Origin of the sequence: Prosthecobacter sp. (assembly GCF_046154365.1) — a bacterium.
Lineage (GTDB): Bacteria > Verrucomicrobiota > Verrucomicrobiia > Verrucomicrobiales > Verrucomicrobiaceae > Prosthecobacter.
Window position 1 is genome coordinate 25,794 of record NZ_JBJXFV010000188.1, and the last position, 21,151, is coordinate 46,944.

19 protein-coding genes are annotated in these 21,151 nt (G+C 61.8%); 11 read left to right on the forward strand and 8 right to left on the reverse strand.

All coding sequences use genetic code 11. The features are described from left to right. Positions 1 to 68: 68 nt before the first annotated feature. From ACKVY0_RS24465 to araD, 3 genes are all read right to left on the reverse strand, one after another. Entirely contained in the window at positions 69 to 698 is a 630-nt protein-coding gene (locus tag ACKVY0_RS24465; protein ID WP_409217484.1) for a response regulator, read from the reverse strand. Next, complete coding sequence (locus ACKVY0_RS24470; protein ID WP_409217485.1) at positions 695 to 3,523, reverse strand: PAS domain S-box protein; 2,829 nt, start codon at positions 3,521 to 3,523, stop codon at positions 695 to 697. Before ACKVY0_RS24470 ends, ACKVY0_RS24465 begins: the two co-directional genes overlap by 4 nt. A 160-nt stretch (positions 3,524 to 3,683) precedes the next feature. Further along, positions 3,684 to 4,385: an L-ribulose-5-phosphate 4-epimerase AraD gene (gene araD, locus ACKVY0_RS24475; protein WP_409217486.1), complete on the reverse strand. Its 702-nt coding sequence runs from the start codon at positions 4,383 to 4,385 to the stop codon at positions 3,684 to 3,686. 124 nt (positions 4,386 to 4,509) lie between these two features. On the opposite strand from araD, the gene ACKVY0_RS24480 reads away from it, so the two are divergent. From ACKVY0_RS24480 to ACKVY0_RS24510, 7 genes are read left to right on the forward strand one after another with little or no spacing between them, the layout of a single operon-like run. After that, on the forward strand, positions 4,510 to 5,511 hold the full coding sequence (locus tag ACKVY0_RS24480; RefSeq protein ID WP_409217487.1) for an AAA family ATPase: 1,002 nt from the start codon (positions 4,510 to 4,512) through the stop codon (positions 5,509 to 5,511). Positions 5,512 to 5,531: 20 nt separating this feature from the next. Continuing rightward, a complete protein-coding gene (locus ACKVY0_RS24485) occupies positions 5,532 to 5,774 on the forward strand; it encodes a hypothetical protein (RefSeq protein WP_409217488.1) in 243 nt (80 codons plus the stop codon). 16 nt (positions 5,775 to 5,790) lie between these two features. Continuing rightward, the gene (locus ACKVY0_RS24490; protein WP_409217489.1) at positions 5,791 to 6,708 is read left to right on the forward strand and encodes a DUF58 domain-containing protein; all 918 of its coding nucleotides are present in this window, start codon (positions 5,791 to 5,793) and stop codon (positions 6,706 to 6,708) included. A gap of 5 nt (positions 6,709 to 6,713) precedes the next feature. After that, a complete protein-coding gene (locus ACKVY0_RS24495; RefSeq protein WP_409217490.1) occupies positions 6,714 to 7,247 on the forward strand; it encodes a hypothetical protein in 534 nt (177 codons plus the stop codon). Then, positions 7,244 to 8,272 (forward strand): VWA domain-containing protein, encoded by a 1,029-nt coding sequence (locus tag ACKVY0_RS24500; protein WP_409217491.1) that lies wholly within the window; start codon positions 7,244 to 7,246, stop codon positions 8,270 to 8,272. Before ACKVY0_RS24495 ends, ACKVY0_RS24500 begins: the two co-directional genes overlap by 4 nt. Positions 8,273 to 8,277: 5 nt before the next feature. After that, the gene (locus ACKVY0_RS24505; protein ID WP_409217492.1) at positions 8,278 to 10,290 is read left to right on the forward strand and encodes a VWA domain-containing protein; all 2,013 of its coding nucleotides are present in this window, start codon (positions 8,278 to 8,280) and stop codon (positions 10,288 to 10,290) included. 44 nt (positions 10,291 to 10,334) lie between these two features. After that, complete coding sequence (locus ACKVY0_RS24510) at positions 10,335 to 12,980, forward strand: hypothetical protein (RefSeq protein WP_409217493.1); 2,646 nt, start codon at positions 10,335 to 10,337, stop codon at positions 12,978 to 12,980. Here the strand turns inward: ACKVY0_RS24510 and ACKVY0_RS24515 are convergent. The 3 genes from ACKVY0_RS24515 to ACKVY0_RS24525 are packed head-to-tail and all read right to left on the reverse strand — an operon-like array spanning position 12,938 to position 14,700. After that, positions 12,938 to 13,543 carry a DUF6036 family nucleotidyltransferase gene (locus ACKVY0_RS24515; RefSeq protein ID WP_409217494.1) on the reverse strand — a complete coding sequence of 202 codons (606 nt, stop codon included), beginning with the start codon at positions 13,541 to 13,543 and terminating at the stop codon, positions 12,938 to 12,940. The genes ACKVY0_RS24510 and ACKVY0_RS24515 overlap by 43 nt on opposite strands. Next, positions 13,540 to 14,112, reverse strand: coding sequence for a hypothetical protein (locus tag ACKVY0_RS24520; protein ID WP_409217495.1), 573 nt, complete (start codon positions 14,110 to 14,112; stop codon positions 13,540 to 13,542). The genes ACKVY0_RS24515 and ACKVY0_RS24520 overlap by 4 nt, the downstream gene beginning before the upstream one ends. 45 nt (positions 14,113 to 14,157) lie before the next feature. Further along, positions 14,158 to 14,700 (reverse strand): ferritin, encoded by a 543-nt coding sequence (locus ACKVY0_RS24525; protein ID WP_409217496.1) that lies wholly within the window; start codon positions 14,698 to 14,700, stop codon positions 14,158 to 14,160. A gap of 162 nt (positions 14,701 to 14,862) precedes the next feature. On the opposite strand from ACKVY0_RS24525, the gene ACKVY0_RS24530 reads away from it, so the two are divergent. Beyond that, on the forward strand, positions 14,863 to 16,131 hold the full coding sequence (locus tag ACKVY0_RS24530) for an MFS transporter (RefSeq protein ID WP_409217497.1): 1,269 nt from the start codon (positions 14,863 to 14,865) through the stop codon (positions 16,129 to 16,131). Between the two features lie 102 nt (positions 16,132 to 16,233). Here ACKVY0_RS24530 and ACKVY0_RS24535 read toward each other — a convergent pair whose 3' ends face one another. Next, entirely contained in the window at positions 16,234 to 16,605 is a 372-nt protein-coding gene (locus ACKVY0_RS24535; RefSeq protein WP_409217498.1) for an ATP-dependent Clp protease adaptor ClpS, read from the reverse strand. 139 nt (positions 16,606 to 16,744) lie between these two features. On the opposite strand from ACKVY0_RS24535, the gene ACKVY0_RS24540 reads away from it, so the two are divergent. Then, positions 16,745 to 17,011, forward strand: a complete 267-nt coding sequence (locus ACKVY0_RS24540; protein ID WP_409217499.1) for a hypothetical protein — start codon at positions 16,745 to 16,747, stop codon at positions 17,009 to 17,011. A gap of 3 nt (positions 17,012 to 17,014) precedes the next feature. On the opposite strand, the gene ACKVY0_RS24545 is transcribed toward ACKVY0_RS24540, so the two are convergent. Beyond that, on the reverse strand, positions 17,015 to 17,560 hold the full coding sequence (locus tag ACKVY0_RS24545) for a hypothetical protein (protein ID WP_409217500.1): 546 nt from the start codon (positions 17,558 to 17,560) through the stop codon (positions 17,015 to 17,017). Positions 17,561 to 17,688: 128 nt separating this feature from the next. Here ACKVY0_RS24545 and ACKVY0_RS24550 point away from each other — a divergent pair, with 128 nt between their 5' ends. Together ACKVY0_RS24550 and ACKVY0_RS24555 are read left to right on the forward strand one after the other, a co-directional pair. Next, positions 17,689 to 19,248, forward strand: a complete 1,560-nt coding sequence (locus ACKVY0_RS24550) for a PA14 domain-containing protein (protein ID WP_409217501.1) — start codon at positions 17,689 to 17,691, stop codon at positions 19,246 to 19,248. A 64-nt stretch (positions 19,249 to 19,312) separates the two neighbouring features. Continuing rightward, positions 19,313 to 20,806, forward strand: a complete 1,494-nt coding sequence (locus tag ACKVY0_RS24555) for a hypothetical protein (protein WP_409217502.1) — start codon at positions 19,313 to 19,315, stop codon at positions 20,804 to 20,806. Positions 20,807 to 21,151: the final 345 nt, after the last annotated feature.

Here is a 21,151-nt window from a genome sequence, read left to right on the forward strand (position 1 = left end):
AGGTGTGGAAGGCTGAAGTGCGTGTCGGTAGAATTACTGACAACGCGAGGGGCTGGGCGGTGCGCAGTCTAATCCACCAAGTGGTGCTGCAGGGCGTAACGCGCCAGCTCCACGTTCGTGGACAGGCCAAGCTTCACGGCGATGCGCATGCGGTAGGTGGCGATGGTTTTTTCGCTCAATGAAAATCCCGCCGCGATCTCTTTGATGGTTTTGCCCGTGGCCACCAGGCGCAGCACCTCGAGTTCGCGAGATGACAGCGTCTCGTGCAGTGCTTGCTGCTGTGGATTGCCGAGCGCTATGGCGAGTTTTTCGGCCAGCGCCACGCTCACGTATTTGCCGCCGGTGAGCACTTTGTTCACCGCGGCCAGCATTTCATCGGCCACGCTTGATTTGGTCAGATAGCCTGCGGCGCCGAGTTTGAAGGCACGCACCGCGAACTCCTCCTCGGGATAGGAACTGAGCATCAGCACCGCCGCCTGGGGCCGCAGCAGGCGTACCTCGACGAGCAGGTCCAGGCCGCTGCCGCCGGGCAGGTTGATGTCCAGTAGCACCAGTTGCCACTCCTGCTGCATGATCAGCTCACGCGCCTGCGGCACCCGGCTGGCCTCGCCGAACACTGCCTGCGGAAACGCCTCAAGCAGAAGCTGCTTCAAGCCCCGCCGCACAATTTCATGATCATCCACCAACAAGGTTTTCATAGGATCTGCCGCGTCATTGGCCGTTCGTCATTCGCCAGCGGCACCCGCACCGCCACCCGCGTCCCCTGCGGCACATTGCGGGTGAAGGTGATCGTGCCGCCACACTGCGCCGCACGCTCGCGCATGCCGAGCAGCCCGAGCGAGTGCGGTGCGTTCAGCTCCGCTCCGGCCATCCCCACGCCGTCGTCGCGCAGTTCGAGGAGCATGTCGCCGCCGTCGGTCTTCAAGCCGATGACCACACTCGTGGCCTGGGCATGCCGCGCCACGTTGGTCAGCGCTTCCTGGCAGATGTAGTACAGCTCACCGGCGGTCTCCGGCGGCAGCGCCGGCAATGACTCCGCAATGACCACCACGCAGCGGACGCCGCTGCGCTCCCGAAACCGGCGTGCCTCCTGGTTGAGCGCGGCCTCCAGGCCCAGATGGTCGAGCGTGCCGGGCCGCAGCTCGGCGGCGATTTTTTGCACCGTGGCGATGGTGGCATCCGCTAGTTCGGAAGCCGCCACGGCGCGGTCCAGCAGCGGGTTGAGCGCAGGCGGCAGGCCGGGGTCTGAGAGCTTCCGCTCGATCCAGCGCACATCCATCTTCAGGCCGGTGAGCAACTGCCCCAGCTCATCATGAATCTCGCGCGAGACGCGGATGCGCTCTTCCTCCCGCGCCCGCTGCAGCCGGGCGAGCAACGCGCGCAACTGCGCGCCGGACTCCGCCAACCGGTGCTCCGCTTGCTTGCGCTCGGTGATGTCGCGCACCACGCCGATGATGGCGGGCTGGCCACCGAGATCCATCAACTCCCCGGAGATCAGGCAGGTGCGCAACGCGCCGGCTCGGGTGCAGAACGTCGCTTCCATCTCGTTCATCCGTCCGTGATCGCACAGGCCCGCCAGGAAGCGCTGGCGGTCCGCAAGATCCGCCCAGAAGCCCAGCCCCAACGTCGTGCGGCTGCGGACTTCGTCGATCTCGAAGCCAGTCAGCCGTGTGAATCCAGCATTGGCATCAAGGATGTGGCCGTCGAGCGTGGTCAGCAGCACGGCGTCAGGGCTGTTGCGGAACACCTTGCTGAACTTCGCCTCGCTCTCGCGCAGCGCTTCTTCCGCTCGCTTCCGTTCGGTGATGCGTTCCGAAAAAATGATCACCCCGCCAATGGCTCCATGACTCGTGTGCCAGGGCCGCATCTCCCAGCGCAGCCAGTCGGTCGAGCCGTCCGCGTGAGGGAACTCATCGGCGGCACTCTTTTCGACCGCGCCGCCGAGGCAGCGCCGGTGGATGACCTTCCAGCGCTCCGGGATGTCTGGAAAAAGATCGTAATGACTGCGGCCGATGACGTCCTGCTCGCACAGCCGGAAGTCGGTCAGCCACCGATGGCTCGCCACGAGGTAGCGCATATCGCAGTCGAGCATCGCGATGGCCGCCGGACTGTGCTCGACGAACAGTCGGAACAGTTGCGCGATCTCGCGCAACGCGTCTTCCGCCTGCTTGCGCTCGGTGATGTCGCGGACGAAGGCAAAATTGAATTCCTGCCCGCTGGCTTGGACGTAGTTGGCATTGACCTCGATGGGAAACACGCGGCCGTCCTTGCTGCGATGGCGCGTTTCAAAGGTCAGCGTGCCGCAGCGCTTCAGCTCCGCCCAATGCGCGGGCCAGATGCCGGGCTGGTAATCCGGGTCGAGGTCGAAGATCGTCATGCCGAGCAGTTCCTCGCGGGAATAGCCGCGTCCCGCGCAGGCGGAGTCGTTCGCATACAGGATGCGCCCCTCGGGGCTGACCCAGAACACCGCGTCACCCGCGTGATCCACGCTGAAGCGCATCATCTGCAGCGCCGCCTCGGCGCGTTTGCGACTGATGGCGACGGCTGCCAGGCCCGTGGCCAGATCCACGCACCGCAGGTCCAGCACCGTGGGTCGGCCCGGCTGACGATAGTAAATCGCGAAGGTGCCCAGCACGCACTGCTGCGCGTCGAAAATGGGCGTGGACCAGCAGGCGCGCAGCCCGTGCGCCAAGGCCAGTTCGCGATAATCCGCCCACAGCGGATCGGTGGCGATGTCCTCGACGGTTACCTGCTCGCGCCGAAACGCCGCCGTGCCGCATGAGCCGACGCACGGGCCAATGCGTAAGCCGTCAATGGCGCGGTTGTATGCGTCCGGCAGACTCGGCGCGGCACCATGGCGCAGGTGCTGGCCGTCACCGTCGAGCAACAGAACAGAACAGAGCATCGTCGGCACCATGGCCTCGATGTGCTCAAGCATGGCGGCGAGCGTCTCGGCCAGCGGCACATCCTTGGCGATCAGTTCGAGCACCTGCGTCTGACTGGCGGTGATCGCCTCCGCCTGCTTGCGCTGCGTGATGTCGCGCGTGATGCCGAGCATGGCGGTGATCGCGCCGGACGCGTCGCGCAGAGGAGTGGCGTGCGTCTCCAGCCAGCGGCGGCCGCCTCTCAACCCGATGATCTGAAACTCGAGCGAGCCTGATTCGCCGAGAAAGACCCGCTCCGTGAGTTCACGAAAGGCCGTGCGATGCTCCGCGACGACGAGCAGATAAACGCAGTGGTTCTCGAGCTGTTGGAATGAATCGGCTTCCAGCATCCGCAAGCCAGCCGGATTCATCTCGATCAGCGAGCCATCGGCGGCCAGCAGCTTCACGCACTCAGGCTCGGTGTCGAAGATGGCGCGCAGGCGGGCTTCGCTGCGCTGCAGCGCAGCCTCCGTCTCCTTGTGCGCACGGTGGTCCTCCAGCAGTTCCTGATGCGTCGTTGTCAAGGCACTGAGCTGCTGCTCCAACTGGCGGATGCGCGCCTCCTTGCCGGGGTCGTCCATGCTGGGGAGGTGGTTCATCGTGATGACCCGGCGCTCCATCCGGGTGGCTGAGGGTGTCGCGCTGCAAATAAGTATGCCGCAGTCCTGATCATTGGTGGATGAGCCTACCCCGGCAGATCACGTTAGCGAGCATTTGCTTCCCTTATCCGGGGACATGCAGAGGCGGTAGCTGGAGACGCTACTTTTTCTGCCCGTAATACGCCCCCGGCCCATGTTTGCGCAGGTGATGCTTTTCCAGAATGTGTTCGGGAATCGAATTCATCGCCGGATTCAACGAGATCGAGCCAAGCGCCATGTGGGCACACATTTCGAGGGCGATGCTGTTATGGAGCGAGTCCATCGCGGTTTTGCCGAAGGTGAAGGGCGCGTGGTGGAGCTGCAGCACGGCGGGCATTTCGAGCGGATTGAGGTTCAATTCACGCAGACGCTCGACAATAGCGACGCCGGTGAAGTGTTCGTAATCATCCGCCACTTCCGCCGGCGTGAGCGCACGCACGATGGGCACCGTGCCGTGGAAATGATCGGCGTGCGTGGTGCCGAAGCACGGCAGCTCACGCCCGGCCTGCGCGAACATCGTCGCATGCAGGCTATGCGTGTGCGTGATGCCGCCGATGGCGGAGAATTCGCGGTAGAGCACCAGATGTGTCTTCGTGTCGGACGAAGGGCGCAGTTTGCCCTCCACCACGTTGCCTTCGAGGTCGAGCACCACGATGTCGGCGGGGGTGAGAGCCGAATAATCGACGCCGCTGGGCTTGATGGCCCACAAACCCGAGGCGCGGTCGATGCCGCTGACGTTGCCCCAGGTCAGGCGGACGAGGCCGCTGGGTTCGAGGGCACGATTGGCGGCACAAACTTGCTCGCGGAGGTCTTGGAGTGTCATCGGCGGCATCAAAGCTCAAACCTCTTACAATTCCACCAACATAAACTGACGCATGCAGCGTTAATACGCTGATCCTTGAGAGTTGACGGGAGAAGCCGCCCCGTTGACCAGTACCCACCTTCACATGCCTGCCACCGCCGCCCCCCCCGCCGTTCCTGACCAGGAAGCCATCATCCAAGCCGCCTCCTGGGTGGTACCGCTCCGCACCGAAATCGCCCGCGTTCTCGTGGGTCAGACGATGCTCGTGGACCGCCTGCTGGTGGCGCTGCTGACCAACGGCCACGTGCTGCTCGAAGGCGTGCCCGGCATCGCCAAAACACTCGCCGTGCGCACCCTCGCGGGCACTTTGAAGGCGAAGTTTCAGCGCATCCAGTTCACGCCCGACCTGCTGCCGGCGGATGTCGTCGGCACGATGGTGTATCATCCGAAGGACGGCACCTTCACCCCACGCCTCGGCCCCATTTTTGCCAATCTGGTGCTGGCGGACGAAATCAACCGCGCTCCGGCCAAGGTGCAGAGCGCCCTGCTCGAAGCGATGCAGGAGCGCCAGGTCACGCTCGGCGAAAACACCCACAAGCTACCCGATCCCTTCATGGTGCTGGCGACGCAGAACCCGATCGACCAGGAAGGCACGTACACCCTGCCCGAAGCCCAGCTTGACCGCTTCCTGCTCAAAGTGCGCGTCACCTACCCGACGCCGGTGGAAGAACGCCAGATTCTCGATGCCATGGCCACCTCGGCACCGATGGTAGATGTGAACCAGGTCACCGATGTCGCCACCATCAGCGCCAGCCGCGTCGTGGTGAACCAGCTGTTCATGGATGAGAAGATTCGCGATTACATCGTCGCGATCATCAACGCCACGCGGCATCCCGAAACGCTGGCCCCGCATTTGAAGCTGCTCATCCGCTGCGGTGCTTCGCCACGCGGCACGATCAATCTCGCCCTCGCCGCCAAGGCACTGGCCTTCCTCAACGGCCGCAACTACGTCGTCCCGCAAGACGTGAAGGATCTCGCCCCGGACATCCTGCGCCACCGCATTTTGCTTTCGTATGAAGCCGAAGCCGAAGGCGTGACCACCGAAGACGTGGTCAAGACGCTGCTGGACAAGCTGCCGGTGCCGTGAGGGCTGGCCTTCCATTTGTCATGACCACAAAAGTCACATGGACGAACCCAAACCTGACAGAAGATCAGGCCGTGGCACTTGCTGCGAGCATTGAGCGTTACGAGAAAATTTGGGATGAACAGTTCAAGGGCAAAACTTGCTCGCCAAAATCGGACAAGTTTGGCACGCGCTGGGAACTCATGGCCAGAATCGCGTTTTCAAAAGCGGCGCTAAATCCCGACACCACGTTCACCCCCAGCGATTTGTTTGATGACGCTGACTGAGTCTTATTGATCCTTCATGCCCACTGCCACCCCCACCGACAACGACGCCAGGCTCACGCGCATCCTCAAGCGCGTGCGGCGCATTGAGTTGCTCACGCGTGGGATGGTGAAGGAGATGCTCGGTGGGCAGTATCATTCGCGCTTCAAGGGCCAGGGCATCGAGTTTGACGACTTTCGCGAGTATCAACCCGGTGACGATGTGCGATTCATCGACTGGAACGTCACTGCGCGCATGAACGATCCGTTTGTGCGCAAATATGTCGAAGAGCGTGAGCTGACAGTGATGCTGTGCGTCGATGTGAGCGGTTCGGGCGACTACGGCAGCCAGGAGGACTCCAAACGCGAGCGTGCGGCGGAGATCGCCGCCGTGTTCGCCTTCAGTGCGGTGCAAAATCAGGACAAAGTGGGCCTCATGCTATTTTCCAACGGCATTGAGCAGTACCTGCCCGCACGCAAAGGCGCACCGCATGCGCTGCGCATCCTGCGGGACATTTTGAACAACGAGCCGAAGCAGCACGGCACTGACATCAAGCCTGCGCTCGATCTCGCACTCGAACGCATCGCGCATCGGGCGCTGGTGATCCTGGTGTCGGATTTCATCACGCCGGATCATGCCTGGGAAAAAAGTTTGCGTGCCGTGGCTGCCAAACATGACGTGGTGGCGGCGCAGATCATGGACCCGCGTGAACTCACGCTGCCGGATGCAGGCCGTGTCTGCCTCGAAGATCCCGAAACCGGCGAGCAAATCCTCGTCAACACCTCCCATCCCGCTGTGCGTGCGCATTATGAAGAACGCGTGGCCAAACGGCAGGATGAACTGGTGCATCTGCTGCGCCGCAGCGGCGTGGAGCGCATCACCGTGCGCACGGATGAAGATTATGTGCCCGCCTTGAAGGCGTATTTCCGCTCACGCAAAAGGAGGAAACGCGGATGACCGGCATGCTGCTGGCACAATTTCCCGGCCCGGAGCCGCTGCCGTATCCGCAACTGCCGAATCCGGCGGAAGTGAGCCTGCCGCCGCCATGGTGGCTGCCTTGGATCGTGGTGGTGCTGCTTGCGTTGTTGATCGCGCTCATTGTGTGGCTGCTGGTCAGGCCAAAGACGCTGCCAGTGGCACCGCTGCGGCAGCCATGGACTTCCGCGTTTCGTGCGCTGAATGATCTGCGTGCGCGCATTCAGACCATCCCGCCGCAGGACGTAAGCCACCGTGTGTCGCTGATCCTGCGGCGTTATCTGCTGGAACGCTACGCGGTGCCCGCGCCTGCACGCACCACGCATGAAATTTTCGACGGCAGGCCGGACCGTGTCCCCGGCGTACCCATTCCACGCGCGCAGGGCTTGTGGCGCGAGCGTTTTGAACCCGTCGCCCATCTTTGCGATGACATTTCCTTCATGCCCGCGCCACGCACGCAGGAGGAATCGACCGCGCTCATCGACCAGGCCATCAACAGCATGCAGGAGGAGAAACCATGACGATCCCCGGCATCCCCAATTTTCAGATCCTGCATCCGCTGTGGCTGCTGCTGCTGCCCCTGGTGCCGTTGTTCGCCATGCTGCGCGGTTCACGCGGCAAGCGTGCGGCGATCAAATTTCCCACCACCGCGCTGCTGCGCGATCTCGGCCGTCCGGCCCGCAACGGCTTCGGCGGCTTCATCTTCGGCCTGATTTTGCTCAGCCTCACCTTTGGCATCGCCGCGCTGTCACGGCCGCAGAAGGTGCTGTCGTTTGATGAGGAAAAGGCGGAAGGCATCGCGATCATGCTCACGTTTGACGTCTCGCTGTCGATGCTGATCGAGGACATGTACATCGGCGGCCAGCCGGTGAACCGTCTCACGGCGGCAAAGCGGGTGGTGGCGGACTTCATCAAAGGCCGCAAAAGCGACCGCATCGGCATCGTGGCCTTCGCCGGTGAAACCTATCTCCCCTGCCCGCTCACGTTGGACCGTGACTGGCTCATCAACAATCTCGACCGCGTGCAAACCCAGCGCGTGGGCGACGGCACCGCCATCGGCTCCGGCATCGCCTCCGCCGCCAACCGGCTGCGCAAGGAAACCAATCCCAGCAAAGTCATCGTGCTGCTAACCGATGGCGCGAACAATTCCGGCCGCCTGAGTCCGCAGGACGCCGCCAAGCTGGCCGCCACGCTCGGCATCAAGATCTACGCCATCGCCTTTGGCACGCCGGGCGTTCACAGCATCCCGGACCCAAAACGCGGCACCTTCACTCCTGTCGGTCAGCAGTTGTTCGACGAAAAGACACTCGAAGAAGTGGCGCAGATCGGCAACGGCCAGTTCTACATGGCCCAAAGCATGAACTCGCTGCAGGAGATCTTTGCCACCATCAACCAGCTCGAAAAAACCAAGATCGAGCGCCGCAAAATCACCGAAACCGATGAGTTATTCCCCTGGCCGCTCGCCGTGTCGGCCATCGCCTTGTTTCTTGCCCTACTGCTGTCACTGACCGTCCTGCATTCGGCTCCCGAGCCGGTCGCCACCTGATTTTCATGACTTTTGCCCACGATCATCTGCTCTGGTTCCTGCTGATCATTCCCGCGCTCGTGGGATTGAAGCTGTGGGTGGATGCGCATGGCTCGACGGCGGAGCGCCTGTTCACCGCCGCACGTTTGCGGCCCGATCTCGTCACTGGCAGGTCGCTGTGGCGCTCGTGGTTGATCTACACGCTCTATGCGCTGGCGATGGCCTGCATCATCGTCGCCACCGCCCAGCCGCGCTGGGGCGAGGAAAAGCTCGAAATCCCCGACAAGGGCCGCAACATCTTCATCGCCATCGATACCTCGCGCTCCATGCTCGCCCGCGACGTGCCGCCAGACCGGCTCACCCGCGCACGTTTGGCCGCGCATGACCTCGTGGTCGAACTGGCAGGCGAACGCGTCGGTTTACTAGCGTTTGCCGGTCGGGCCTACCTGCAAGCGCCACTGACCACCGATCACGACGCCATCATCGAATCCTTGCAGGCCTTTGATCACACCATCATCGAGTGGGGTGGCAGCAACATCGGCGATCTGCTGGATGTGACACTACGAGCGATCAAAACCCTGCCCAAGAGCAATTACGCGCTGGTGATTTTCAGCGACGGTGGTGATGCCGATGCGAACCTCGTGCCCTTCATCCAGCGCCTCACCGCGGCTGGAGTTGTCATCGTCACGGTCGGTGTCGGCACGGAAGGCGGCACCTTGATTCCGAATCCTGAGATCGACGGCGACTACATCCGCGATGAAGCAGGCAATGTGGTGCGTTCACGCCTCGAAAGCGGCGTGCTGCAGCAGCTTGCCTCCGCCACCGGCGGACGTTTCCTCAAGCTCGGCGCCCAGCCACTGAACCGCAACAGCATCCAGCCTGTGCTCGACCGCCTGACCGAGCAGCAGTCCGCCAACCGCCAGACCTCCCGGCCGATTGAGCGCTTTGCCTGGCCGCTCAGTCTGGGTATAGTCCTCCTCATGCTCGCCTGGATCATCAGCGCCCTGCCACGGCCCTCCGCACGCCCGCTCGTGCTGGCGCTGGCCGTCATTGCCTTCGCTCCCGCACCTTCCGCGCAGGCGGCGAATGTGCCTGAAACCATCGCTGCCATCTTCCAACCGAAAGGCCCGGCGCCCGAGGATGCGCGTGAGGCGCTCGAACAACACGATTTCGCCAAAGCGCGGGATCTGTATGAAAAACTGCTCAAAGAAAAGAGCTACGGCGCTGCCGCACGCGACGAGATGCTCTATGGACTCGCCGCCACCGAGCACGCGCTCACGAACTACGACAGCAGCGTGAAGGAGTTCAGCGAGGTGCTGCACACGGAGGACAAGTCATTGCGCGCCCGTGCTCACCGCGGCATCGGCCACACCTTGTATGATCAAGGCGCACGCGGCCTGCAGCAGCAGCCGAAGATCACCATTCAGCGCTGGACCGACGCGCTGCGTCATCTCGACGCCGCGCTCGAACTTGAGCCTGAGAACGCCGAGGTGCGGGCGAATCGCGACCACGTTGCCAAAATGCTCGACGATCTGCGCAAGGTCATGGATGAGCTGAAAAAACAGCAGGAACAGCAAAACGGCAAAGGCCAGAAGGGTGAAAAAGGACAAAAGGGCCAGAAAGGCGAGCAGGGCGAAGGCCAGGAAGGCGATCAAGAAGGCGCTGGCAAAGAAGGCAGCGACCCCAATGGTGAGGCCAAGAAAAAAGAGTCCGAAGGCAAAGGCGAAAAAAAGGAAGGCGACGACGGCATCGGCGGCAAAGACGCCAAGGAACTGCCCGAAGGCCGTCTGCAAGCCGCTGGTGACAAAGAAGGCGAGAAAGACGGTGAACAGGGCAAGGACGGGCAAAAACCCGGCGATGGCGAAGGCGGCGACCAGAAGAAAAAGACCGCTGGCAAACCCACGGATGAAGCCCGCAACCCACGCACCGGTTTCACTCCCGGCGAAGCCCAAGGCCTGCTGCGGCAGTACATGGATGAAATCACCGGCCCGATCATCAACCGCTACCACACCCCGCCCCCGAACAAAAAAGATTGGTGAACCGCGTGTCGCGGCAATGACGAATGACGAATCCAGAATGACGAATGAAATCCCAAGCCCGAATGATTCAAAGCCCCCGACAGCAAGCTGAAATGGACCGGCCTTTCGCCAAGAAAGTTTTTTCGGGCATTCGTCATTGGAGCTTCATTCGTCATTCGTCCTTCTGGTTTCGTCATTCTGCCGTCCTTCTTTTCTTCGCGTTGCTGCATGCCACCGCGTCCGCCGCCACCGTACGTGCCTACATCCAGCCGGACCGTGCGCAAACCGGCCAGGTGGTCAGTTATGTCATCACCGTGCAGAACGGCACGGTGCAAAGCGTGCCGCAGTTGCGCCTTCCAGTACAGGTCGGCATGAGCTCCGGCATCACCACCGCGCAGAACATCGAAATTCGCGGCAACCAGCGCATCTTCTCCACCCAGCTCTCCTGGGGCGTCGCTGGCACGGAACCCGGCGAGTTCGTCATTCCACCCCAAGAGGTGCTGGTGAATGGCGCAATCCTCAAGACCAATGAAGTCCGCCTCATCGTCAGCGAAGCACCCGCCACCCCCGCCCCCCCTGACGGCACCGATGATGCAAACATCCCGCTGTTTCAGATCGAAGTCGGCAAAACGGAGGTCTATCAGGGCGAGGTCGTGCCCATCAGCGCGAAGCTTTTTGTCCCGCGCAGCGTGATGCTGCGCCGTGTTGGCCTCATTGAGGTGAACAAGAGCGACTTCGCCATCGCCCGTTTCCCGCAGCAGGCGGATCAAAGCGAAGAAGTCATCAACGGCATCGGCTACATCGTCATCACCTACCGCAGCACGCTCTCCGCGCTGCATGCGGGCGATTTGAAAGTCGGCCCCGCCGGCTGCGAACTGTTGTTCGAGGTGTATGACGAAAACTCTTCGCGCCAGATGCGCCGTGGTCTGCCGTTTGGCATGATCATGGGCGGTGCCGAGCCGCGCAAACAGGTCGTCAAAAGCCAGGACGTGAAGGTCAAGGTGCTGCCGCTCCCCACCGCCGGAAAACCCGCGCACTTCAGCGGTGCCGTCGGCGATTTCAGCATCAGCGCCACCGCCACGCCGAACGAACTCGCCGTGGGTGATCCACTGGCCGTGGACATCACGATCGACGGCTCGGGCAACTTCGATGCGCTCAATCCGCCGTCGTTGATGCCACCCGATGGCTGGAAAGCCTATCCGCCGCGGCGCTACAATGTCGATGGCCCCGTCGATCCCAATCTCACACCCACCGCACAGCGCCGCATCGGCTACTCGATGGTGTTCGTGCCGGAAAAAGTGCATGCCGAGCTGCCGCCGTTTGAACTGAGCTTCTTCAGCCCCACCGAGAAAAAATACGTCGCCGCGCGCACCGCGCCGATCTCGTTGCGCATCAAGCCCGGTGTCGTGATCGCCACCGCCAATGCAGAAAGCACCGGCGGCAATGTTGAGCCACCGAAGCCGCCGCCCGTGCAGCAGCCAAAGCCGCAGATCAGCGACATCCTCATGACCGTGCCAGCGCAGTCGCATTGGCTGAACTTGGCCGCTAACAGCGCCCCGCTGACCAACAGCACCCGCTTTTGGGCCGTGCAGTCAATCCCGGCGGCGCTCGTGATCCTCGCCGCGCTTTTGGCATGGTTCCGGCGTCATCGCGAACAAACCGCAGGCGGTTTGCGCGGCGAGTTGCAGCAGTTGTGGCGCGGCTTGGAGCAGCGTGATCTTGATGATCGTGATTTCCTTCAGCGTGCCGCCCATTTCATCCAGCGCAGCCATCCTGATGAAATCAAAGACGAGGAACTGCGACAGATTCTGCACCGTTACGAAACGCAGAGCTTCACGGTGGCTCCGACGGCGGCACAAACGCTCGACACCGGCGAACGCAGCCGCATTTTGACCACACTGGCACCACTGCTGAAACGCGCGGCCTTGTTCATCGCCGCCTTTGCGACGCTCACCCTCAACGCCGTTGCGCAGGATGAATCTCCCGACACTCTTTACCGCCAGGCACGCGAAGCGTTGGAGAAGGGCAAGTTCACGCAGGCGCAGTACCTCGGTGAATCGCTCACCCGGCAGAATCCGCCCGCCTTGAGCGCTGCCGTTTTCACGCTCATCGCTCACGCCCGTTACCGTCAGGATGATTTTGGCCGCGCTGCGATGTGGTATCAGCGCGCACAACTCTTGGAGCCGGTGAATCCCGAAGTGCGGCAGAACCTGCGGCATCTCGATGAGAAACTGCGCTTCTTCCGCTTCAGCGCAGACTCCCCGCTCGCTGAATGGAGCCTGCGGCTCAGTAAGAACACCTGGATCATCATCGCCTCGGCAGGCGTGTGGCTCGTCCTGCTGGCCGTCATGGGCTGCATCCTCGCCGCCACGCGCAAAGCCTCCGGCGGCACCTGTGGACTCGTGTTGAGCATCCTCGGTGTCTTGATCTTCATCCCTTCCGCCGCCTTCGCCTCCATCCGTCCCGAGCCCGGCCAGCGGGTGAAGGACATCATGGTCGTCACCACCCGCGAAGTCAGCGCCTACACCGCCGCCACCCTCACCTCCGGCAGCGTCATCGACCTCCCGCCCGGCAGCCAGGTGCGCCTGCTCGAAAAGCGCGGCGCCTGGAGCTACATCGAAATCCCCAGCGGCGACCTCCCCGTACGCGGCTGGGTCGAAGCCGCCACCTATACGCCGCTGTGGCCGTGGGACATGGCACTGGTGCCTTGAGCCAGCAGTTTGCGCACCACCGGCAGCGCCCGGTCAAAGGCATCACGCAATTCCTGAATATCCGGCATCCGCACCGTGGCAAAAGCCGGCTCCATCTGCTCTGACGTGATGTGATCATGCCCGATGAGAAACGCCACGTCCTGCATGTCCTGCTCATCACTCCCACGCATCATCTTGGTGAGGATAAGATCAATCGTGGCCGGACGAAACAGCTTCAACCAGCGCGTGGGCGGACGCAGCACCGGCACGATGTGCTCGTCCCATTCAGGCCGCAGGAAGACCTGATCTTCTTGAAACAAGTGAGTGATGTAAAGGCCCTTCGGCTCCAGCGTTCGATTCGTCACATCGACCGCATCCCAGAATTTTTCGTCATTCACCAGCTCGTCGAGCTGCTGCACCCGGATGATCCCATCGACATCCTGCGTGGTCAGAAATTCAGCGCGTGGATGCTCAAAGCCCAGGCATAAAGCACCACGCCCGTAGATCACCAAGGACACGGCGTGATCCAGCGCCGCATCCAGCGTCTGAATCACCTCGGTGGGATTGTCGATCATGGTGCTCATGCGGCGGCGCTCCGTGTGGGCCGGATCCATTGCATGATCGTCTCCCGACCGCGCCGGGTGAAGCCGGTCATGGCAACGAAGCGGGTGAGGTGCGGCAGAACATCCACGTCCGGCAACGCAACATCTGGCAGCAGGCGGATCAATTCGGTCCAGAAGGCATTCTCCGGCTCTACTTGGCGGCCACACAGCGCGATGTGACGCACCACGGTCTCACAGCGTTCATGGCGGGCCAGTTGCGCGAGCTTGGAGGCTGAATTGCCTTCGGCCGCGAGCATCGCCGCGCCAATCCTCAGCCGGTGCTGCGAATGTGGCAGACCCATGGAGAGCAACGCCACCGCCAGCTCGTTGTTGGAAAGCAACGTTGCCTCATTCACCGCTGCCACCGCCGCGTGAGATTCCTCCCGCACCACCATGGAGTCACCGGCTCCATCGTAATAGCGGCACCCGCGCTGCACCGCCAGCCGCTCCAAATCTCCCGGCACACGCAGCCCCAGCCGCCGCGCTTTCATCAGCAGCGGGGAAACATGGGTCGTGGTGCCGAGACGGCGTGCCAGCGTGTCTGGTTGCATGGCGCGGAACATAACCAACCGCCACCGCGTTGCAATTCGTGATCTTTATGCGCCCGCGCCGCGACCCGCACCGCCACCGGGCTTGCCACCACCGGCACTCGGACGGCTGCCGGCTTCGCGATCGAGGACGAGGAGGCTGGCGGTGTCGTTGTCGGCGAGTTTGAGGCGGTCGAGCATGTCGCCGACACTTTTTTCCTCCTCCATCTGCTCGTTGAGGAACCAGAGCAGCAGATTCTTCGAGGCATGATCCTTCACCTGCTCGGCGACTTCATACAGGTCGTTGATCTGCTGCGTCACCTTCTGCTCCTGCTTGAGACTGTGCTGGAAGACATCAATCGGCGATTTGAAGTCCATCTTCGGCTTGTCAATCGGCTGCAGTTCGACCTTGGCGTCACGGTCCACGAGGTACTGATAAAACTTCAGCGCGTGCATGGTTTCCTCACGGCTCTGGGCGAACATCCACTGCGCGAAACCCACATAGGGGGTCTGCTCAAACCAAGCGGCCATGGCCAGGTAGGCGTAGGAGGAGGACATTTCGTTGTTGATCTGCTCGTTGAAGTGTTTCTGGAGTTTGGGGGAGAGTGTCATGGTGCGGTTGGGTTGAGGTGTAGGGAGATTGAACCAGCTACGACAACGCGGCGCAAGCGAGCACGGACGCTATTTTGGCGGTGCGAGTGAATGCTAGGCCGCCAGTGCGGGACGTATTACTTTCCTTTGAGCCAGCCTGCGCCACGATGGACGGCTTCCGCGATGGCTCCCGACACCGCATCCTCCCAAACTCAGCATCATCCCCAGGTCGTGCGGCGGAATTTCATCTGCCACTGCCTGGAAGGCGGACTGTACATGGGCGGTGTGGCCTTTTTGCAGCCGGAAACGGTGATGCCGAAGATGGTGGAGCAGCTCGGCGGGCGCGCGGCCATCATCGCCATCATGCCGGTACTCCTGCCGGCGGCCTTTGCCATGGCGGGGCTGTTTGTGTCGCCGCGGGTGGAACGCCTGACCCACTTCAAGCCATGGGTGATGACCTTCGGCCTGCTGCAACGGCTGCCGTATCTCATCACCGGCCTGCTGCTGTGGTTCGTGCCGGACGCCGGGCCATGGCTGCTGCCGGTGGTGGTGCTGACGCCGGTCATTTCCGGTCTCATCGGCGGCGTGGGCGTGGTGGCGTGGATGGAAATGGTCACACGCATGGTGCCGGAGCGTGTGCGTGCCGCCGGCTGGGCCGCACGCTACATCACACAGGCCTGCATCGGCATGGGGGCAGGAGCGGTGATCCATCAGACGCTCACGCATCTGCCGGGACAGCGTGGTTATGCGCTGCTGCATCTGATCGCCTTCGGTTTCTTGCTCCTGTCCTGGCTCGCGCAGCTTTTCATGCGGGAACTGCCGGTCGCGCATCACTATCATCCGCATACGGGAAGCTACTGGAGCTATCTGCGCAGCCTGCCGGGCCTGCTGGTGGCGCAGCCACGACTGCTCCGGCTGATCGCCGCGCGTTTCACCGGCATGGGCTATCTGATGGTCGTCTCTTTTCTCACGCTGCATGCACTGCACACCACGGGCCGGCCAGAAGCGGATGAAGGCCACTTCGTTTCCTTTCAGAACATCGGCACGATCCTCGGCAGCCTGCTCGCCGCCTGGCTGGGCTATCACTGCGGCGGCAAAGTGCTGCTCATTCTCTCACGCCTCGTCTGTGTGGCGCTATGTGTCTGGGCCTGCCTGACGCATTCGTTCAGCGGCTTCACCGCCGCCTATTTCATCCTCGGATTCGGCCTGTTTCTCGACCGTGTCGGCGATCTCACGCTCACCGCCGAACTCTGCCCGCCGGAACGTCGCTCCACGCTCCAGGCCGTGCTCGGCTTCTGCAATGTGTGGTCGCTGCTGCTCGCGACGAGTCTCGGTGGCGTGATTTATTCACTCAGCGGTTCGTTTTACCTCGTCGCCATGCTCGCGGCAATTTTATCGCTCATTTCCATCCTGATCCTGCGCGGCATTCCCGAGCCGCGTGATCAAAAGTAGGTAGAACGGGTGTGGCGAAAGCCCGCCCGTTTGCTTGCGGCACCGACAAGGCCACCCCACGCCCAATGTGCCGGGCGGGCTGTCGCCACACCCAGCCTACGCTCACTCCGAGCACTCGATCGTCGCACGCATGGAGACCTGGCACTCCGGCACGCGTTTGTCTGGGCCATACTCCTCGATCTGCTGCTGGCGCAGTTCGGCGAGTTCTTTGTGAACCGTCGCGACGATGACACGGCCCGCGGCATTCACCTCACGCGCCATGCGCAGTGCCAGCTCCGGTGAATGACCAAAAATCGCGCCGAGCATTTCAATGACGTACTCATGCGTATGCACCTCATCATCCAGCAGGATGACATGCCAGGGTGGCTCCAGCGCGGGCGGTGCCATCTGCGGCTTCACACGCGGCTGCTGCGGCGCAACGCGTGGTCGCTTCGGCGGAGCCGTGGCGCAGTGGATTTCAGCGGAGAGAATCATTCTGCACCCACTATGCCTCAGCCTCGCCAGCTCTCAAGCGCCCTCACCACGCGCCTGCGAATGCGATTTGATCCGCCTGATTTGCGCTGGAAGCGGTCCATGCTTGCCGGAGGGAGTAGAGGCATGGCAGTCTTGACCCATGAATCCTTCCATCTGCCGCACTCTCAGCACGATTTGTTTCCAGGCGGGCATGCTCTCCATCCTGCTCTCCATCTGGATCTGGTGGTTCCTCAACGGTGCCGGAAGCTCCTCACCAGAAGAACAGGCGCATGCGGAGCGCTTCGGCATTTTCGTCGGTCTATGGGCACCCACACTACTGATCCTCTCGAACCGCTTCGACCGCTATGCCGACAAGGCAAAGTCGTTGCCAGGACTTGAGCTTGAAGACAAGGACGAAGCGCCCTGATTCTCACATCGGCTCACGCCCAGTCGCTTCGACGAACTGCTGCCGCAGGCCGTTGTAAGCCTGCTGCCATTCATCCACCACGCGCTGCAGCTCCATCACCTGCTTCTCCAGCGTGGTGATGCGCCGCTGGAACTGGTTGCCGGAGGGATCGCGGACATCTTCCGGTTTTTGTGTGCCGAGCAGGGTCGTGGCGGCGCTCCGCGCCTGATGTGGGCTGGCCTGGAACCATCCCAGATCGGACAACCGCGCCTCCGTGTTATCCAGGCAGTTGATGATCGTCACGTTTTCGTCGATCTCGCCGGTGGCCAGGAATTCCTGGATCGTCGCCACGTTCGTCGGTCCATACAGATAGTTGTCCGGCATCTGCACCAGATGATCCATCTGCAGTTCCGCGATCATCGGCGCGCGCTGCCAGCTCATGCGCGCATCATTGGAGATCTTGTCGAGCGGTGAAATCTTCGCATCCGCCGCCCAGCCGCGCAGGGTTTCGAGGTCTTTGGCCTCATAGATGTCCTTGTCCGAGGCTTTGAGCAGATGCCAGATGTTCATGGGCTGAGATTAACCAAAGCCCGGGCCGCTAGCCAAGCGCAAACTGCGGCGGAAATCATGCGGGTGTAGAATTGACGCTGTGACTTCCCTGCAAGAGAACTGCCGCCCTCTTCGTAAAACCGCGCCCCATGATCCGCCCCCTGCTTGCCCTTCTCCTCACCGCCACGAGCCTGCCTGCCGCCGAGACCGCCGTCTTCAGCCTCAAAACGATGACGGCGCAGATGAAATACGACATCGCCGAGCTGCTCGTGCAGCCCGGCCAGCCGGTGCAGCTCACCTTTGAAAACGGCGACGACCTCCCGCACAACCTCGTCTTCTGCCAGCCGGGCACCGATACCGCCGCCATGGCGCTGAAGCAGATGGAAAACGCCGAAGCCGCGCTCAAACGTAACTGGCTGCCCGACGATCCGCGCATCTGGGCACACTCGAAAATGCTCAATCCGCACGAAAAAGAGGTGCTGAACTTCACCGCGCCCGAAAAACCCGGCACCTACCCCTACGTCTGCACCTTTCCCGGCCACGCACTCACCATGCGCGGTGAACTGAAGGTGATGAAAGCCGGCGAAGGCCTCAAAGATCTCCATTTTGCCCTCTACCTCGGCAATTGGAAGGAATTACCCGACTTCTCCAAGCTCAAGCCGCACCGCGAAGGCAAGGTCGATGACAACCTCATTCAGGTGAAGCTCGACGACTACAAGAACGAGTTCGGCGTCGTCTTCACCGGCAAACTCAATGCGCCGAAGAAGGGTTCGTATCGTTTCTTCATCTCCAGCGACGATGGCTCACGCCTCCTCATCGACGGCAAAGAAGTCGTCGCCTATGACGGCATCCATCCCGCCGGTGACATCAAAGAGAAAGGCGTCCAGCTTGAGCAAGGCGAGCACGAGTTCCGCCTCGAATACTTCCAGGGCGGGGGCAACATCGATCTCTACGCTGCGTGGAAAGGCGCGGACTTCCAGATCACGCCGCTGTCGAAATGGCTGCATCCAAACTGGCAAGGCGGTGCCAAAAAGCAGAAAGAATTCGATCCCATCCCGCTCATCGCCACCACCGAGCCAGTGATCTACCGCAACTTCATCCAGGGCGCCGGCAACCGCGGCATCGGCGTCGGCTATCCCGGCGGCATCAACCTCGCCTGGAGCGCCGAGAGCATGAACCTCGCCCTCCTCTGGCGCGGCGCCTTCATCGACGCCGCCAAACACTGGAACTCACGCGGCGGCGGCCACCAGCCACCGCTCGGCTACGATGTGCTGCAACCCACCGGCGAAGTCACGCCCGCCTTCTTCATCACCGACAAACCCGACGCCGCATGGCCGAAGTGGGACAAAACCAAACGCTACGACGGCCTTGCGTGGAAAGGCTACGCGCTCGACGCCAAACGCAGCCCCACCTTCCGCTACACCTGGCACGACGCCGAAATCGAAGAGAGCTTCACCGTCGAAGGCAACGGCAACCAGCCCGACGGCAACGCCAAAGTCATCCGCACTCTGAAAGTCAGCGGCAAACTGCCCGCCAACGCATGGTATCGCATCGCCAGTGGTCAGTTTGAACCCAAAGACGACAGCTTCCTAATCAAAGGCGTGAAGCCTTTCCTCATCACCACCGCATCAGCCCAAATCGCCGGCTCCAATCTCGTCATCCCCGCCAAACCCGGCACCATGACCATCACCTACCAGTGGGTTCAGTAATCTCTCATCACACACTGCTATGAAACGCTTCTCTTTGCTCTTAGCCCTCTGCCCTTCGCTCCTCTTGCCCTCCGTAGCCTTGGCGAAGGATGGGGCTGCTGATCCGCAAGAATCCGACTTCTACAAGATCACCACCTTTGAAACGCCGAAGGAAACTGCCCTCGAAGTCGGCTCCATCGACCTCCTGCCCGATGGCAAACTCATCATGGGCACGCGGCGTGGTGAAATCTGGATCGTCAGCGGCGCTGGCAGCAGCGATGCCTCGAACGTGAGCTACCAGCTCTTCGCCAGCGGTCTGCACGAAGTCCTCGGCATCGCCTACAACCCCAAGGACAAAAACATCTACGCCACCACACGCTACGAGATCACACGTCTCAAAGATGTCGATGGCGACGGTCGTGCTGACGTGTTCGACAATGTGAACGACAGTTGGGGCGTCAGTGGCGACTACCACGAATACGCCATCGGCTCACGCTTCGACCAGGCGGGCGATCTCTGGGTCACGCTCTGCCTCACCGGCTCGTTCAATAGCAATGCCGAGTTCCGCGGCTGGGCGCTGCGCATCAAACCGGATGGCACCATGGTGCCCACTTGCTCCGGCATCCGCAGCCCGGCGGGCATCGGCTTCGATGCCGCCGGCGAAGCCTACTACTGCGACAATCAAGGGCCGTGGCATGGCTCATGCACGCTGCAACATCTCGTGCCCGGCAGCTTCCAGGGCCATCCCGGCGGCAACATCTGGTATGACAAAGCTCCGAACATGGGACCACGCCCGATCGATCCCATCCCCGCTGCCTTTCAAAACGGCCGCAAGCGCGGCGACAAAACCCCGCACGTCGATCCCGGCCGCATGGTGACGGAACGCGAGCGCATCAAGCAGCTCCTGCCACCCGCCGTCTATCTCGTGCATGGCAAGATCGGCAACTCCGCCAGCGCCATCATCTGCGATCTCAGCAGCGGTAAATTCGGCCCGTTTTCAAAACAACTCTTCGTCGCCGATCAAAGTCACAGCAATCTCAGCCGCGTCTTCCTCGAAACCATCAACGGCATCAAGCAGGGCGTCGTCTTCCCCTTCCGTTCCGGCTTCAAGAGCGGCCTCATCGGTGGCCGCATGGATGAAGAAGGCCGCGTCTTCACCGGCGGCAGTGATCGCGGCTGGGGCGCACGCGGTGGGAAGCCCTTCTGCTTCGAAAAATGCGAATGGACCGGCCAAACACCCTTCGAAGTGCATGAAATGCGCGCGCAGGCCGACGGCTTCGAACTCACCTTCACCCAGCCCGTTGATCCAGCCGCCGCAGGTGATCTCAAGAGCTACTCCATGCGCGAGTTCACCTACGCCTACCGCGAAGAATACGGCGGCAGTGAGATCGACGAGATCCTCCCCAAAATCACCGCCGCCAAAGTCGCCGCAGACGGCAAATCCGTCCACCTCACGATTTCACCGCTCACCAAAGGCCACATCCACGAACTCCACCTCGACGGCGTTCGCAGCGCCGAAAAACTCCCGCTGCTACACACCGTCGGCTACTACACGCTCAACGAGATTCCAGCCAAGTAGCGCTCAAGCGTGCGCCAGTGGCCCCTTGACCACGTCCACCTGCCCTCGCGGGGCATGAAGTGCTCAGTTCTCAGTGCTCAGTGCTCAGTCAAACTCACCAGGGCAAATTCAAACTGAACACTGAGCACTGAGCACTGAGCACTCAATGTCATTAAGTTAAGGCACTTCTCATGATGTGTTCCCGCAGATTCAGATAACCCGCAGATTTTTTTCCGGAGCCCAATCTGCGGGTTTTCTGAATCTGCGGGAACTCCTTCTTAACTTAATGACATTGGTTAAGCAATAATGACGCCCCTATTCCCAGGTGCAAATCTGGCCCCTCACCCCGACCCTCTCCCCGGAAAG